The organism is Kribbella sp. NPDC000426, assembly GCF_040300265.1.
Taxonomy (GTDB): domain Bacteria; phylum Actinomycetota; class Actinomycetes; order Propionibacteriales; family Kribbellaceae; genus Kribbella.
The window spans coordinates 1-14,940 of record NZ_JBEPDK010000013.1 but is presented as its reverse complement, the minus strand read 5'-3'; the positions used below and the strand labels follow the sequence as shown (position 1 = coordinate 14,940).

General features: G+C 68.3%; 15 protein-coding genes. 11 read left to right on the top strand and 4 right to left on the bottom strand.

What is annotated here, in order from left to right:
* The first annotated feature begins 24 nt into the window (after positions 1-24).
* A complete protein-coding gene (locus ABT313_RS43115; RefSeq protein WP_350866642.1) occupies positions 25-648 on the top strand; it encodes a transglycosylase family protein in 624 nt (207 codons plus the stop codon).
* A gap of 297 nt (positions 649-945) precedes the next feature.
* On the opposite strand, the gene ABT313_RS43110 is transcribed toward ABT313_RS43115, so the two are convergent.
* The 3 genes from ABT313_RS43110 to ABT313_RS43100 all read right to left on the bottom strand — a co-directional run bounded on the left by ABT313_RS43110 (position 946) and on the right by ABT313_RS43100 (position 2,993).
* Positions 946-1,596 carry a class I SAM-dependent methyltransferase gene (locus ABT313_RS43110; protein WP_350866640.1) on the bottom strand — a complete coding sequence of 217 codons (651 nt, stop codon included), beginning with the start codon at positions 1,594-1,596 and terminating at the stop codon, positions 946-948.
* A 175-nt stretch (positions 1,597-1,771) separates the two neighbouring features.
* Positions 1,772-2,407 carry a Pr6Pr family membrane protein gene (locus ABT313_RS43105; protein WP_350866638.1) on the bottom strand — a complete coding sequence of 212 codons (636 nt, stop codon included), beginning with the start codon at positions 2,405-2,407 and terminating at the stop codon, positions 1,772-1,774.
* 40 nt (positions 2,408-2,447) lie between these two features.
* Positions 2,448-2,993, bottom strand: coding sequence for a 2TM domain-containing protein (locus ABT313_RS43100; RefSeq protein WP_350866636.1), 546 nt, complete (start codon positions 2,991-2,993; stop codon positions 2,448-2,450).
* Positions 2,994-3,060: 67 nt separating this feature from the next.
* Between ABT313_RS43100 and ABT313_RS43095 the strand changes: the two genes are divergently transcribed.
* The 3 genes from ABT313_RS43095 (at position 3,061) to ABT313_RS43085 (ending at position 6,374) form a co-directional block, all read left to right on the top strand.
* Entirely contained in the window at positions 3,061-3,660 is a 600-nt protein-coding gene (locus ABT313_RS43095) for a TetR/AcrR family transcriptional regulator (RefSeq protein WP_350866634.1), read from the top strand.
* An 81-nt stretch (positions 3,661-3,741) separates the two neighbouring features.
* On the top strand, positions 3,742-4,254 hold the full coding sequence (locus ABT313_RS43090) for an AAA family ATPase (protein WP_350866632.1): 513 nt from the start codon (positions 3,742-3,744) through the stop codon (positions 4,252-4,254).
* 35 nt (positions 4,255-4,289) lie between these two features.
* Positions 4,290-6,374, top strand: coding sequence for a molybdopterin-dependent oxidoreductase (locus ABT313_RS43085; protein ID WP_350866631.1), 2,085 nt, complete (start codon positions 4,290-4,292; stop codon positions 6,372-6,374).
* Here the strand turns inward: ABT313_RS43085 and ABT313_RS43080 are convergent.
* Complete coding sequence (locus ABT313_RS43080; RefSeq protein WP_350866629.1) at positions 6,371-7,381, bottom strand: LacI family DNA-binding transcriptional regulator; 1,011 nt, start codon at positions 7,379-7,381, stop codon at positions 6,371-6,373. The genes ABT313_RS43085 and ABT313_RS43080 overlap by 4 nt on opposite strands.
* A 296-nt stretch (positions 7,382-7,677) precedes the next feature.
* Between ABT313_RS43080 and ABT313_RS43075 the strand changes: the two genes are divergently transcribed.
* From ABT313_RS43075 to ABT313_RS43045, 7 genes are all read left to right on the top strand, one after another.
* A complete protein-coding gene (locus tag ABT313_RS43075; protein WP_350866627.1) occupies positions 7,678-8,427 on the top strand; it encodes a sugar phosphate isomerase/epimerase family protein in 750 nt (249 codons plus the stop codon).
* Positions 8,424-9,521, top strand: a complete 1,098-nt coding sequence (locus ABT313_RS43070; RefSeq protein ID WP_350866625.1) for a Gfo/Idh/MocA family protein — start codon at positions 8,424-8,426, stop codon at positions 9,519-9,521. Before ABT313_RS43075 ends, ABT313_RS43070 begins: the two co-directional genes overlap by 4 nt.
* A complete protein-coding gene (locus ABT313_RS43065; protein WP_350866623.1) occupies positions 9,518-10,126 on the top strand; it encodes an SGNH/GDSL hydrolase family protein in 609 nt (202 codons plus the stop codon). The genes ABT313_RS43070 and ABT313_RS43065 overlap by 4 nt, the downstream gene beginning before the upstream one ends.
* 67 nt (positions 10,127-10,193) lie before the next feature.
* Positions 10,194-12,626 carry a glycoside hydrolase family 2 protein gene (locus tag ABT313_RS43060; protein ID WP_350866622.1) on the top strand — a complete coding sequence of 811 codons (2,433 nt, stop codon included), beginning with the start codon at positions 10,194-10,196 and terminating at the stop codon, positions 12,624-12,626.
* Between the two features lie 91 nt (positions 12,627-12,717).
* Positions 12,718-13,455 carry a 3D domain-containing protein gene (locus ABT313_RS43055; RefSeq protein ID WP_350866620.1) on the top strand — a complete coding sequence of 246 codons (738 nt, stop codon included), beginning with the start codon at positions 12,718-12,720 and terminating at the stop codon, positions 13,453-13,455.
* Positions 13,456-13,459: 4 nt separating this feature from the next.
* On the top strand, positions 13,460-14,014 hold the full coding sequence (locus tag ABT313_RS43050; RefSeq protein ID WP_350866618.1) for a GNAT family N-acetyltransferase: 555 nt from the start codon (positions 13,460-13,462) through the stop codon (positions 14,012-14,014).
* A 15-nt stretch (positions 14,015-14,029) separates the two neighbouring features.
* Positions 14,030-14,881, top strand: coding sequence for a polysaccharide deacetylase family protein (locus tag ABT313_RS43045; protein ID WP_350866616.1), 852 nt, complete (start codon positions 14,030-14,032; stop codon positions 14,879-14,881).
* The last annotated feature ends 59 nt before the right edge of the window (positions 14,882-14,940 follow it).

The window sequence follows — 14,940 nt, the reverse complement described above, 5'->3', positions numbered from 1 at the left end:
CGAGCTCACAAGGAGCGCTTCCTGATGTCCAAGGCCCGACATGCGCGCGCCCGGCGAAGTACTCGCCGGGTGGCCCGAACCCTCTCCATCGCCGGTCTGGGAGCCGGTATCACCGCCGCCGGAGCCGGCGCGGCGTTCGCGACCGATTACCAGGTCAAAGCCGGTGACACCCTCTCCGAGATCGCCCAGGCCAACGGCGCCGACTGGCACGAGCTGGCCCGGATCAATCACCTGAAGGACCCGAACCTCATCCTGATCGGGCAGACCCTGACCCTGGACGGCGCGAAGAAGTCCACCTCGACGCCTCGGGTCGTGAAGAAGTCCGAGACCCGCAAGACCACGAAGAAGGTCAACCGCGACGCCAAGCCGAGCCGGTCCGAGGACCGCCCGAAGGCGAGCAGCGGCAAGGCGAACCTGAGCGGCGCCTGGGCCAAGGTCGCCAACTGCGAGTCCAGCGGAAACCCGCGAGCCGTGAATGCGGCCGGCTACTACGGGTTGTTCCAGTTCGACCTGCAGACCTGGCGCAGCGTCGGCGGCTCCGGCAACCCGGCGAAGGCCTCCGCGGCCGAGCAGCTGATGCGCGCGAAGAAGCTGTACGCGCAGCGCGGCGCCTCCCCGTGGCCCGTCTGCGGCAAGTACCTGCGCTGACCCGGCGGCCGGGCGGGTCGGCGGCAGACCGTCCTCCCGCCACCTGCCCGGCATCCCTGGACCGCTTCCCGCTCATCGTGGCGGGTAGGCGCAAACTCATCCGTGATCGCGATGAGCGGGAAGCACCAGAGATTGAGGGCGTCTGAGGACCCTGCGCCGTCGCGAGCAGGTGCTCGGCGGAGTGCCTCGGCGTGCTGGAGGGGAGGCCTCGATGTGGTTTCATCGTGGCCTTTCCTCCAGCGCGCCGAGGTGCCCGCCGAGTGCCGCGCAGTAGGCGCAGGGTCCTCAGACGCCCTCCTAGCTGCGGGTGATGACCAGCATCTCGTTGGCACCGAGCTGGAACTCGTAGGGGACCTTCCGGATCTCGGTGGTCACGCCCTCGAGCGAGGCGAGCAGCTCCGGCAGCCACGGGATCGGTTCGCCCGCACCCTGTTGCACCAGCGGGAAGATCCGGACCTCGGAGTTGCTGACCCGGATCAGCTCGCGCAGTGCGGCCTCGTGCCAGTCGCGGTCGTACTTGTCCGACCAGGTGAAGAGCAGGTGCGAGCAGAGCACCAGTTCGAAACGGCGATCGCCGAAAGGCAGCTCCGGCAGGCCCGCGGCGACGTACCGCTCCGGCGCCGCCATCACGTCCTGCAGGAACCGGTCGGCCGCCTCGATCCGGTACTGGTCCTTCCGCTCCGGCGATCCGTACCAGTGCCAGACGAAACTTCCCTGATGCTCGTCGACGATTCCCGACGTGGCCGGCAGGCTCCGTCGCACGCTGTCCACGAGCTCGGGCGTCTCCAGCTCGTACGCCGGATCGGCGGCGATCGCGTCGACACCGCGCTCGGCGGCCTCGGCGGTGAAGCTCGCGCCGCCGGCGCAGCAGTCGAGGATGGAGTCGGGGAGTTCCTTCAGGTCGAACATCGCTTCGTACTCGGCGTACGAGCGCGAGGTCACCAGCACGGGTCTACCTTTCGACGGTTGTCTAGAGGGTGTCTTGGAACTCTGCGCCGTCGCGAGCAGGTGCTCGGCGGAGTGCAGCGCAAGGCGGAGGGCGAGGCTCGGAGTGGGGTTCTCCGTGCCTCGCCCTCCAACGCAGCGATGCGCCCGCCGAGCGCCGCGCAGTAGGCGCAGAGTTTCAAGACACCCTCTCATGACGCAACCGGCGGTCGAGAGTGGTCGCCCCGGCCGCCAGAGCCAGGAACAGTACCGCCACCAGCAGACAGTTGAGCAACACCCGTCCGTACCCGTGCTCGTCGACATTCACGAACGGATACGGGTAGAACCCGACGAACGCGCCGCGGACCAGCGTGAACACCAGCCACAGCAGCGGGTAGACGATCGACCAGCCGGTGACCCGCCAGTCGGTGAGACCGCGCGGTCCGAAGAGTAGCCAGCCCAGTACACCGATCACGGGCGCCGCCGTGTGCAGCAGGAAGTTCGCCACCTCGGCCCACCCGCGGAAGTCGGCGTCGCGCGCGAGCACCGCGTGGTAGACGATGCCGGTCACCGCGATACACAGCACGCCGTTCAGCCGCAGCGTCTGGAACAGCGCGCCGCCCGACCGGTCCGGTTGGAGCGCCAGCAGCAGTGCCGTACCGCCGAGCAGCAGGTTCGACTGGATCGTGAAGTACGCGAACACGTTGAACACCCGCTCCGGGTTGTCTGGGAAGAACCCTTCGTGCCCGCTCGCCGTCACGAAGAGCTGGATGACGATCCCGCACACCACCACGGCCGCGGTCACCGCAGCCCAGATCCGCCCAAGCGTCGTCATGCAGGAAATGTACGACGAGTAACTGCCCAGACCCGGGAGGTCAGACCGACTGCTTCTCGCGGTCCCGCTCGAACGAGTAGCTGAACGACACGATCGCGTCGATCACCAGCACGAGCGTCCAGGTCCCGGCCGGCGCGAGCACCGCGTCGTACCCACGACCCGACAGCAGGCCGAGGCCGATCATGATGCCGACGCCGACAACATACGAGATCAGGTGCCGGAACCAGCCGGCGCGCTCGCGGCGCGCACGCTCGGGGCCTCGCTTCGGCGGCTTCACCGGACGCGGCGCACCGCTGAGGTAGTGCGCGGCCCACGCGTCGGCCCAGCGAAGCGTCTGATGACCGAAGCCGACGCTGACGCCGATGAAGATCGCGGCCAGTGAGTGCTTGAACGCCGGCTCGGCACCGCGATGGATGTCGATCACGCTCGCGACCAGCAGCACGACGTCGACGAGCGGCACGCCGGCCAGCAGCACCATCCCGGCCCTCGGCAGCTTCAGCAGGTACCGCGTGACCAGGCCTGCGGCGAGCAGCACCCAGAACCCGATCTCACACGCGGCGATCACAGCGACGAGCACGTCGTTCACCCTCCCGAGTTTTTCAGCACGACTGTGTTGTAAAACGACACTAACACAACTGTGCTAAAAAGGACGCGTGCCGAAGATCGTCGACCACGCCGCTCGCCGCGAGGAGATCGCCGAGGCGCTGTGGCGCGTGGTCCGCCGGGACGGGATCCGGGCCGCCTCCGTCCGGACGATCGCCGCCGAGGCGGGCTGGTCGGCCGGCGCGGTCCGCTACTACTTTCCGGACCAGGACGGTCTGCTGAGCTTCGCGATGGACCTCGTCTCCCGTCGGGTGACCGAGCGGGTCGGCGCGATCGAGCCCAAAGGCAGTAGCGAGACCATCGTGTTGCGCTACCTCGAGGAGGTGCTTCCGCTCGATGCGGAGCGTCGCGCCGAGTTCGACGTGTGGCTCGCGTTCATGGCCCAGGCCCGGGCCGAATCCGGGGCCGGCACCCTGCAACAGCACCTCGACAAGGTGCACAACGAACTGCGTCAGCTGTGCGAGACGCTGCTCCGTTCGCTCGCCGAGGCCGGCGTCTTGAAGGATGGTCTCGACCTGCCCCGCGAGGTCGAAGTACTCCATGCCCTGCTCGACGGCCTCGCACTGCACGCGGCGATCCAGCCGGAGCGCACCACTCCGGCCCGGCTACGCCAGCTGATGCGTCACCACCTGGAGTCGCTGATCTCCTAGAACCCCTGAGAAACCTAGGGTTTTCGGAGAAGAATCGCCGCGACCGGTTCAAAACCTTGCGCCACGTGGCACGATCACCGCATGGAGTCCGAGGGGGTGATCGTCGTCAGTGGAATCATGGCGGCGGGGAAGTCGTCGGTGTCCCAGATGCTGGCCGAAAGATTCCAGTACGGGGTGCATCTTCGGGGGGATGTTTTCCGGCGGATGATCGTCAGCGGACAAGCCTCGATGGCCGACGACGTGCTCGAAGCGCAGCGTCAGCTCCAGCTCCGCTACCGGCTCGCGTGCCTGGCCGCCGACGAGTATGCGAAGGCGGGTTTCACCGTCGTCCTGCAGGACGTCGTGATCGGTGAACTGCTGCGCGAATTCCTCGACGGCATCCGGACCCGCCCGCGGTACCTCGTCGTCCTGACACCGCGGCCTGAGGTCATCTCCAACCGGCTCGGCGGCGCGCATCATCTGGTCGACGAGCTCGACTACGAGCTGCACGCGTTCAGCCCACGGCGTGGGTTGTGGCTGGACAACTCCGACCTGTCGGTCGGCGAGACGGTCGACGCGATCCTCGGGCGACTCGACGAGGCCGTCTTCGACTGATGGCGACTGTCCCTACCCGAGGGTAGTTTGAGTGGATGACCGTACGGCGGACCTCGTGCAACCTGTGTGAAGCGATCTGCGGCGTGCTCGTGACCGTCGAGAACGGCCGCGTCACCGACATCCGCGGCGACGAGTCGGACCCGCTGTCCCACGGTCACATCTGCCCGAAGGCGGTCGCGCTACGTGACCTCCAGGAGGACCCCGACCGCTTGGTCACGCCGGTACGGCGGACGTCCGACGGCTGGGAGGAGATCGGCTGGGACGCGGCGTACGAGCTCGTCGTCGACAAGCTGACCGGGATCCAGAAGGAGCACGGCCGGAACTCGATCGGCGTGTACCTCGGCAACCCGAATGTGCACAGTCTCGGCGCGCTCACGCATATGCCGACGATGGTCAGGCAGCTGCGGACCCGGAACAAGTTCAGCGCGACGTCGATCGACCAGCTGCCGCACATGTTGTCGTCGTACCTGCTGTACGGGCACCAACTGATGGTCGCGGTGCCGGACATCGACCGGACGTCGTACCTGCTGATGCTCGGTGCGAATCCGCTGGCGTCGAACGGGAGCATGATGACCGCGCCCGGCTTCGGACGACGGCTGAAGGAGGTGCGTAAGCGCGGTGGGAAGGTCGTCGTCATCGATCCGCGGCGGACCGAGACCGCGGCGGTCGCGGACGAGCATCACTTCGTCCGGCCGGGGACGGACGCCGCGTTCCTGCTCGCGTTGATCCATGAGGTGATCTCGTCGGGCGCCGCGCGTCCGGCGGAGTACGTCGACGGGCTGGCGACGGTCGAGGCCGTGGTGGAGCCGTGGACGCCGGAGCGGGCGGCAGGAATCACCGGCATCCCGGCAGACGTGATCCGGAGGATCGCCCGCGAGTTCGCCGCGGCGGACCGGGCGGCCTGCTACGGGCGGGTCGGGGTGTCGACGCAGCAGTTCGGCGCGATCTGCCAGTGGGCGATCCAGGTGCTCAACATCATCACCGGGAACCTCGATCGACCGGGCGGGACGATGTTCCCGCGGCCGGCGGTGAACGCGCTGCTCGGTCTCGGTCGCGGGCACATCGGGGTCTGGAAGAGCCGGGTGCGCGGGCTGCCCGAGTTCGGCGGCGAGCTGCCGGTGTCGACGATGGCCGAGGAGATCCTGACGCCGGGCGACGGCCAGATCCGGGCGATGGTGACGGTGGCCGGCAACCCGGTGCTGTCGACGCCGAACGGCCGCAAGCTCGACGAGGCGCTCGGGTCGCTGGAGTTCATGGTCGCGATCGATCCGTACATCAACGAGACGACCCGGCACGCGGACGTGATCCTGCCGCCGGCGCCGCCGCTCGAGCGCGACCACTACGACGTGATCTTCCACCAGCTCGCCGTACGCAACACCGCGCGCTGGAACGACGCCGTCCTGCCCAAGCCCGCAGAGGCCCGGCACGACTGGGAGATCTTCCGGGATCTCGGGCTCGCGCTGGTACGGCGTACTCCGTGGAGCCGCCAGCGCGTCCAGGTGACGGCCCGGCTGCGGGTCTCGCCGCGCCGGGTCGTGGACGCCGGGCTGCGGATCGGGCCGTACCGGCTGTCGGTGGGCAAGCTCCGGAAGTCGCCGGGCGGGATCGATCTCGGACCGCTGCAGCCCGCGCTGCCCGCAGCGCTGCATCACAAGTCGAAGCGGATCGATCTGGCGCAGCGGATGATCCTGGACGACCTGCCGCGACTGGATTCGCTCAACGAGCTGGACGGCCGGCTCCTGCTGATCGGCCGGCGCCACCTCCGCAACAACAACTCCTGGATGCACAACTCGGCGCGGCTGGTGAAAGGCCGGCCCCGGCATCAGCTGCTGATGAATCCCGACGACCTGGCCGAGCGTGCCCTGACCGACGGCCAGTTCGTCACGGTCACCTCCGCGGCCGGCTCGATCTCCGTAGAAGTTGCCTCCAGCAACGACATCATGCCTGGGGTCGTCAGCCTGCCGCACGGCTTCGGCCACAATCGGCCGGGCGCCCGCCTGACGATCGCGAATCAGGTGGCGGGCCAGAGCGTGAACGACGTGACCGACGCCGGCTACACCGACGCCGTGGCCGGCACCGCCGCGGTCAACGGGGTGCCGGTCACGGTGACGGCGTCCTAACCCGGGGGCGCCGAGCTGTCGCGAATGATGAGTAATGGCGTCGAGTAGAGGTGGGCCTGGGGCTGGGCGCCGGAGATCAGGCCAAGCAGCCGCTGGGTCACTTCCGCGCCGTACCCGACGATGTTGTGACTGAGCGCTGTGAGCGTGGGATGGGTGATCCGGCACAGCGCCGAATCGTCCCAGGCCACCAGCGTGAGGTCGTCGGGGACTTTCAGGCCGAGGCCTTGGATAACGGCCAGGCCGGCGACTGCCATCAGGTCGTTGTCGTAGATGATCGCGGTCGGGCGCGGCGACGCGGTGACCACGTCCCGCGTCGCGGCAGCGCCCTGCGCCGCGGAGTAGTCGGTGTGATGGATGCCTGTCTCGACCGACAACCGGCGGGTGGCCAGCTCGAACGCCTGGTCGCGGATCCAGACATCGCCGAACTCCGGCGGCCCCGCGACGCGCGCGATCACCCGATGGCCGAGCGACGCGACGTGGTCCAGGGCCGCGTTCATCGCCGCCGTACCGTCCGTCCAGACGCACGGCATCCCGTCCGCGAGCGCCGGATCCCCGACCAGAACGGCCGGCAGCCCGAGCTTCCGCAGTACCGGGAGCCGCGGATCGGCGACCCGGAGGTCGACGACGATCACGCCGTCGACCCGGCGCTCGGCGGCCCATTTCCGGTACGTCGCCAGCTCCTCGTCGAGATCGGCCACGACCTGCAGGGCCAGCGCGTACGACTTCTCCGCGAGGACCGACTCGACGCCGCCGACGAAGCCCATGAAGTACGGCTCCTCGATCAGAGTCTGTGCCGATCTCGCCAGCACCAGCCCGAACGTCTCACTGCGCGCGGCGGACAGCTGACGAGCGGCCCGGTTGGGCGCCCACTCCAGCTCCGCGGCGACCTGCAGCACCCGGGCACGGGTGGCCTCCGACACCCCGGGCTGGTTGTTCAGGGCGTACGAGACGGCGCCTTGGGAGACACCACAGCGACGGGCGATCTCCTTGATGGTCACACGGGACACAACGGTTCACTCCTCACGGGCGGCCGGACCGCTGACGGTCGGTCCGGAATCCTCCAGTGTGCGCCTGACTTGAACACCCTGTCATCACTTGAGCACACAAAGTGACCGTTTGATCAAACTCGGGAACCCGAGAGAAGTGCCGGCGGCCGCCTTAGTGACCGCCCAGTCGTTGGGCGGAGGGTGGTGCCGCCAGGGCTCGGTGGGATACCGTTGGCGCCGTTACTTAACCGGTTCGGCTTATCAGTCGGCGCAAACCCCAGGGCAGCGGGTGACGCGCCGCCGACAAGGAGAAACCAATGGTCGCAGTGGACCACCTGTCCCTCCAGTTGTACACGGTCCGGGGCAAGCTCGAAGAAGACTTCGACGGCACCCTGGCGCGGATCGCGGAGATCGGCTACACCAAGGTCGAGCCCTTCGGTGTGACCGCCTACGCGGACCGCCTGGCCGACGCGCTGCCCAAGCACGGACTCTCGGCCCCCACCACGCACGCCGGCCTGCTGCGCGACGAGGCCGGCCCGATCTACGCGGCGGCGAAGCGGCTCGGCATCACCACGGTGATCGACCCGCACACCGACCCGGCTCGCTGGCAGAACGCCGACGACATCAAGGTCATCGCCGACGGGCTGAACAAGGCCGCGATCGAGGCCGCCGACCACGGCATTACGGTCGGCTACCACAACCACCAGTTCGAGCTCGAGTCGAAGATCGGCGGCGCGCACGGCCTGGAGATCCTGGTCGACAACCTGTCCGACGACGTGATCCTCGAGGTGGACACGTACTGGGCGGCCGTCGGCGGCGCCGACGTACCGGCGCTGCTGGGCAAGTTCGGCGACCGGGTCAAGGCGATCCATGTCAAGGACGGCGACGGCACGCTGAACAACAAGGCCCAGGTCGCGGTCGGCGACGGCGTCATCGCGGTCCGGGACATCCTGGCCGCCGCGCCGAACGCGCTCCGCGTGGTCGAGCTGGACGACTTCACCGGCGAGATCATGGACGCGGTCGAGGGCAGCTACGCCTTCCTCACCGGAGAGGGTGCACCTGCATGACGGCAGTTGGCGTGGGTGTGATCGGCGCCGGAGTCATCTCCGACGCCTACATCAAGAGCATGCAGAGCTTCCCGGACCTGAAGGTCGTCGCGATCGGCGACCTCCGGCCGGAAGCCGCCGAGGAGAAGGCCAAGCAGTACGGCATCGAGGCCCACGGCGGCCCCGAGGTCGTGCTGAACAACCCCGATGTCGAGATCGTGGTCAACCTGACCATCCCGATCGCGCACGTCGAGGTGGCCCTGGCAGCGGTTGCCGCAGGCAAGCATGTGTGGAGCGAGAAGCCGTTCTCGCTGGACCAGGACAGCGGGCTCAAGCTGCTGGCCACGGCACAGGACGCCGGCGTGCGGCTGGGTTGCGCGCCCGACACCATCCTGGGCCCGGGTCTGCAGGAGTCCCGTCGCATCATCGAGCGCGGCGACATCGGTACGCCGCTGACCGCGCTCACCCTGATGCAGTCCCCCGGCCCGGAGTCCTGGCACCCGAACCCGGCGTTCCTCTTCCAGGAGGGTGCGGGCCCGCTGTGGGACATCGGCCCGTACTACCTGACCACGCTGGTGCAGCTGTTCGGTCCGGTCGCCGCGGTCGCGGGGATCGGGTCGAAGTCGAAGGAGAAGCGCACGATCGGCTCCGGTCCGCTGGCGGGGACCGACTTCGACGTGACCGTGCCGACGCATGTCAGCGCGATCGCGAAGTTCGAGTCGGGTCAGTCGTCGCAGAGCATCTTCAGCTTCGACTCGCCGCTGTCGCGGGCCGGGTTCGTCGAGATCACCGGCTCGGACGCGACGCTGGCCGTTCCGGACCCGAACGGGTTCGACGGTGAGATCAAGATCCGTCGCCGCGGCGCGGACGACTGGGAGACCGTCGCCGACACCAAGGCGGTCGCTCAGCGCGGCACTGGCGTACTGGAGATGGCCCGGGCGATCCGGGCCGGCCGGCCGCACCGGGCGACCGGGGCGCTGGCGTTCCACATCGTCGACGTGATGGCCTCCATCACCGACTCGATCGACACCGGCGCATTCGTCGACGTGAACAGCACGGTCGAGGTCGCGCCGATCCTGCCGGACGACTGGGACGTGACCGCAGCAACGCTATGACGAGCATCTTCCTCGATCCCCGGCGGACCGTCGTGTTCGCCGGGGACTCGGTCACCGACTGCGGCCGCCGTACCGACCCTTCCGGGCTCGGGGACGGCTATGTCCGCGATCTGTCCGACGACTTGGGCGAACGCCGGCCGAAGATCGTCAATGCCGGCATCAGCGGCAACCGGGCGGCCGATCTGGCCGCCCGGTGGTCCGCCGATGTGCTGGCCCACGACCCCGCGCTGGTGTCGATCCTGATCGGGATCAACGACACCTGGCGGCGGTACGACGAGAACGACCCGACGACGGCGGAGTCCTTCGAGGCGTCGTACCGGGCGCTGCTCGACCCGCTGGACTGTCCGGTGGTCCTGATGGAGCCGTTCCTGCTGCCGGTGAAGGACGGGCAGGAGGCGTGGCGTGAGGACCTGGACCCGAAGCTCGAGGTGGTCCGGAAGCTGGCCGTCGAGTATGGCGCGATCCTGGTACCGACCGACGTCGAGCTGACGAAGCAGGCCGTGTCCGTCGGCCGCGAAACGCTCGCCGGCGACGGCGTGCACCCGAGCCCGGCCGGACACCGTGCCCTCGCCGATCTGTGGCGACGGTACGTGCTGGACAACTGACCTCCACCGATCCGCCAACGCTTCCGGCACGGCTTTACTAAACCGGTTCATCCCCTGGAGTCCGACTGTGACATCGCTGAAGACCTTTGACCTCACCACCGCCGGCGGCGCCGCCTGGACCGTCCGCGCCGTCGACGGTCCGGTGCCTGACGGCCTGATCGACCGGCCGGTGGCCGCGACCGTCCCGGGCGAGGTGCACACCGACCTGCTCGCGGCCGGCGAGATCCCGGACCCGTTCGACGGCGGCAACGAGTCGAAGCTGCACTGGATCGGGCGGACCCGGTGGAGCTACCGGACGACGTTCAGCTGGACCGCCGACGGCAACGACCGGCAGGAGCTGGTCGCCGACGGGCTCGACACGGTCGCCACCGTCACGCTGAACGGTCAGGAGGTCGGCCGCACCGCGAACCAGCATCGTTCGTACCGGTTCGACGTCACGGCCGCACTGGTTGCCGGCGACAACGAGCTGGTGATCGAGTTCGAGGGTCCGGTGACGGCGGCCGAGGCGGAGCGGGCGAAGGTCGGTAGCTGGCCGCATACCAACCTGCACCCGTACAACGAACTGCGGAAGATGGCCTCGAACTTCGGCTGGGACTGGGGACCGGATGTCGCGACCGCGGGTATCTGGCGGCCGATCCGTCTGGAGTCGTGGTCGGGCGTGCGCATCGACTCGGTCCGCCCGCTGGCCGGGGCCGATGGCGTACTGAACACCTTCGTGTCGCTGGCCTGGACGGACACCGCCTCGGAGTACGCCACCGTCACCGTTGAGGTCGGCGGGACGACGCAGACCGCGAGCGTCAAGCCCGGGTGGGACACCGTCGTACTCACCAACACGGTCCCCGAGGTGGACCTCTGGTGGCCGCGCGGGCACGGCGAGCAGCCGTTGTACGACGTCGTGGTGACGCTGACCGACGAGACGTGGAACGGGCGGGTCGGCTTCCGCGACATCACCGTGAACGTTGCCCCGGACAACGAGGGCACGCCGTTCGTGCTGTCGGTGAACGGCAAACCGATCTACGTGCGCGGGGCGAACTGGATCCCGGACGACGCGTTCGTCACGCGGTTGAATGCCGAGACGTACCGGACCAGCATCCAGGACGCCGTCGACGCCGGGATGAACCTGCTGCGGGTATGGGGTGGCGGGATCTACGAGAGCGAAGACTTCTACGACGTCTGCGACCAGCTGGGAATCCTTGTCTGGCAGGACTTCCTGTTCGCGTGCGCGGCGTACTCCGAGGAGGAGCCGCTGCGGAGCGAGGTCGAGGCCGAGGCGCGGCAGGCGGTCACGCGACTGAGCAAGCACGCCAGCCTCGCGGTGTGGAACGGCAACAACGAGAACATCTGGGGGTACGTCGAGTGGAGCTGGCGGGTCCCGCTGGCCGGGCGGCCGTGGGGCGCCGGGTACTACCTCGATCTGCTGCCGAAGATCGTCGCCGAGCTCGACCCGCGGACGCCGTACTCGGCCGGTAGCCCGTACTCGTTCGACCAGTTCATCCACCCGAACGACGAGCGGCACGGGACCATGCACATCTGGGACGTGTGGAACCAGGTGGACTACACGACGTACCGCAAATACAAGCCGCGGTTCGTGTCGGAGTTCGGCTTCCAGGGTCCGCCGGCGTGGTCCACGCTGACGTCGGTGGTGCACGACGCGCCACTGGATCCGTACGGCTCGCAGATGCTGGTGCACCAGAAGGCTTACGAGGGCAACCTCAAGCTGGAGCGTGGGCTGGGTGAGCACCTGCCGGCGTGGAAGGACATCGACGACTGGCACTGGACCACGCAGCTGAACCAGGCGCGAGCCGTTGCCTACGGCATCGAGCACTTCCGCTCGCTGTTCCCGCTCAACACGGGTGCTGTGGTTTGGCAGCTGAACGACAACTGGCCGGTCGTCTCCTGGGCCGCCGTCGACGGGCACGGGATCCGCAAGCCGTTGTGGTTCGCGCTGAAGCGGGTGTACGCCGACCGGCTGCTGACCGTGCAGCCGCGGGAGGACGGGCTGGTCGTTGCCGCGCACAACGACACCGACGAGGCCTGGAAGACCGAGGTGACGGTGACCCGGCGGTCGACCGCTCGCGACGGTGAGGTGCTGGCCCGCGAAACGTTCGCGCTCGAGGTGCCGGCTCGGTCTGCGGTGCTCAACGGTCTGCCTGAGTCGGTTGCGGTCGCTGCCGACCCGGCGGCGGAGTACCTCGAGGTCCGCGGCGACACCACGGCGTACTGGTACTTCGTCGAGGACACCGCGCTGACGCTGGCGGCCGACGCCTACTCGTCCGCCGTCACGAAGACCGACGACGGGTACGACGTGGTCGTGACGGCGACCGCACTCGCGAAGGATCTGGCCCTCTTCCCGGATCGGCTGGACCCGGCGGCGCGGGTCGACTCGTGCCTGATCACGTTGTCGGCCGGCGAGACCCACACGTTCCATGTCACCGGCGCGACCGCCCCGTCCGAGGTCGGCGTACCCGTGCTTCGCTCGGCCAACGATCTGGTGAGCTGATTTACGTCGAGACCTTGACTAAAGGTGTGGCGGGACCGCTACTTAACAGTGAAACTCCCTGGTCCCGCCCCACCTTGGAGGTCTTGCCGTCATGCGTTCACTCGCCGTTGTCCTGCTGAGTTTCGCTTCTCTGCTGGTAGCTCCGGCCACCGCATCGGCCGCGTTGCCGGCCTGCCAGCACTTCTACACCGGCCCGATCCCCGACCGGCCGATCTCCGGCGGTCACGGCAACGGGACCACCGCACCGCCGTACGACGTCAGCGGCCGGCTGCCTGCGCCGAGTGGTGTCAGCGGGGGTCTGGGTGCGGACGGGAAGGTGACGTTCACGTTCAACCGGGTGGCCGGCGCGAAGGCATACCGGGCGTTCCGGAACGGGCAGGCGCTGCAGTGGATCAGCGACTGGGGACAGCCGACGCTGCAGGTGACTGACGCGAGCCCGTGCGCCGGTGCGCACTACCAGGTGTACGCGATGTCGGCCGAGGACACGGCGGCGTCGTCGATCGGCCAGATCAGTACGTCGTACCGGCTCGACTCGTCCAACCACTTGGCGTCGTACCGGATGCCTGTCGGGACCACGCTGAACTACCGGGTGTCGGCGTACAACGACGTGGCGCAGACGGCGCTCGGCTACAACGCCGGCACCGGGATCTGCGCGGTCGACGCCCGCATCATCCCGTGGGGCACTCGCCTCTACGTCCCCGGCTACGGCCACTGCTACGCGGCCGACATCGGCAGCTGGATCAAGGACGACATCGTCGACGTGTGGTTCCCACCAGGCCCCGACGCGGACAACTGGGGCATTCAGCGGCTGACGCTGACCGTAGAGTGAGCGGGTGCGCTTTGCTGTTCCGTTGACGGAGTCGGCCGAGTTGCGGCCGCTCGAGCCGTGGCAGGCTGCTGAGTTCCTGGCGCATGTGGACAAGGCGCGTGATGCGCTGGCGCCGTACGCGCCGTGGGTCGAGGTGGTCACCGATCTCGAACGGGCCCGGAACTACCTGGGCCGGTACGCGCGCCGGCAGGCGGCTGACGAGGGCCGGATGTACGGCATCTGGCTCGACGGCGAGCTGGTCGGCGGCATGCAGTTCCGCGGCTTCGACACCGACCTGGGGATCACCGAGCTCGGCGCGTGGGTCGCTCCGGAGGCTGAGGGCCGCGGACTGGTCACGCGGGCGGCGCAGCGGATGATCGACTGGGCATTCGGCGTACGCGAGCTCAACCGGGTCGAATGGCGCTGTACTGCGGACAACGCCCGCAGCGCTGCGACCGCGAAGCGGCTGGGGATGGTGCACGAGGGCACGCTGCGGCAGGCGTTCGTGCATCACGGCGTACACGACGTACAGGTGTGGGCCATGACCCGGACCGACTGGGAGCACCGACCCTGGCGGTAGGCATACTGGGACCTTGTGACCTGGGGGAAGCACGTACTAGCCGGTGCCCTGCTATTGACGCTTGTTGCTTGCAGCAACACCAGGACGGTCGAAACGCCGCAGACCCGCGCGCCTTCGGTGCCTGTGCGTACTGCGAAGCCGATCCGGCCGACGATCGCTCCGGTGCAGGCCAAGCCCGGTGCGTCCAGCAACGTGAAGCTGATGCCGGTGCTCGATCACGGGCCGCGGGACAAGAAGCGGATCGCGTTGACGTTCGACGCGGATCTGACCGCGTTGATGCGTCGGCGGTTGTTGTCCGGCAAGGTCAAGTCGTACTACAACAAGGCGCTGATCGACGAGCTGCACGCGCTGCACGTACCGGCGACCATGTTCCTGACCGGGATGTGGATGGAGCAGTACCCGGACATCACCCGCCAGCTGGCCAACGACCCGCTGTTCGAGCTGGGGACGCACACCTACGACCACCGCGGCTTCACCAAGCACTGCTACACGCTGGGGACCGTGCCACGCGACCAGATGCTGGCCGACGTACGGCGAGCGATCGTCGAACTGGATCGCGTAGATCCCCACGCCACCAGGTGGTTCCGCTTTCCCGGCGGCTGCTACGACACCACCGCCCTCCGCGAGTTGGCCCCCGCCGGCGTCACCGCCGTAGGCCTGGACGTCCCCGGCGCCGACGGCTTCGCCAAGTCCCCGAAGCCGATCATCAAGCAGGTCCTCGACCACGTCCAGAACGGCTCAATAGTCGTCCTCCACATGCACGGCGGCGACAACGCCCCCTACACCGCCCAAGCCGTAGGCCCCATAGTCCAAGCCCTCCGCACCCGCGGCTACCAACTAGTCACGGTAACCCAACTGGTCAGCTAAAAAGAGGGCTATTCAGAAGGTGTGAGAGGAAAGACCAAGGAAGGACAGGGAAACAAAGA

What these genes read in the sequence shown, in the direction of transcription:
- ABT313_RS43090 (WP_350866632.1), top strand. Translation starts at nt 3,742, where the DNA reads ATGGAGTCCGAGGGGGTGATCGTCGTCAGTGGAATCATGGCGGCGGGG.
- ABT313_RS43065 (WP_350866623.1), top strand. Translation starts at nt 9,518, where the DNA reads ATGACGAGCATCTTCCTCGATCCCCGGCGGACCGTCGTGTTCGCCGGG.
- ABT313_RS43115 (WP_350866642.1), top strand. Translation starts at nt 25, where the DNA reads ATGTCCAAGGCCCGACATGCGCGCGCCCGGCGAAGTACTCGCCGGGTG.
- ABT313_RS43085 (WP_350866631.1), top strand. Translation starts at nt 4,290, where the DNA reads ATGACCGTACGGCGGACCTCGTGCAACCTGTGTGAAGCGATCTGCGGC.
- ABT313_RS43055 (WP_350866620.1), top strand. Translation starts at nt 12,718, where the DNA reads ATGCGTTCACTCGCCGTTGTCCTGCTGAGTTTCGCTTCTCTGCTGGTA.
- ABT313_RS43105 (WP_350866638.1), bottom strand. Translation starts at nt 2,407, where the DNA reads ATGACGACGCTTGGGCGGATCTGGGCTGCGGTGACCGCGGCCGTGGTG.
- ABT313_RS43075 (WP_350866627.1), top strand. Translation starts at nt 7,678, where the DNA reads ATGGTCGCAGTGGACCACCTGTCCCTCCAGTTGTACACGGTCCGGGGC.
- ABT313_RS43070 (WP_350866625.1), top strand. Translation starts at nt 8,424, where the DNA reads ATGACGGCAGTTGGCGTGGGTGTGATCGGCGCCGGAGTCATCTCCGAC.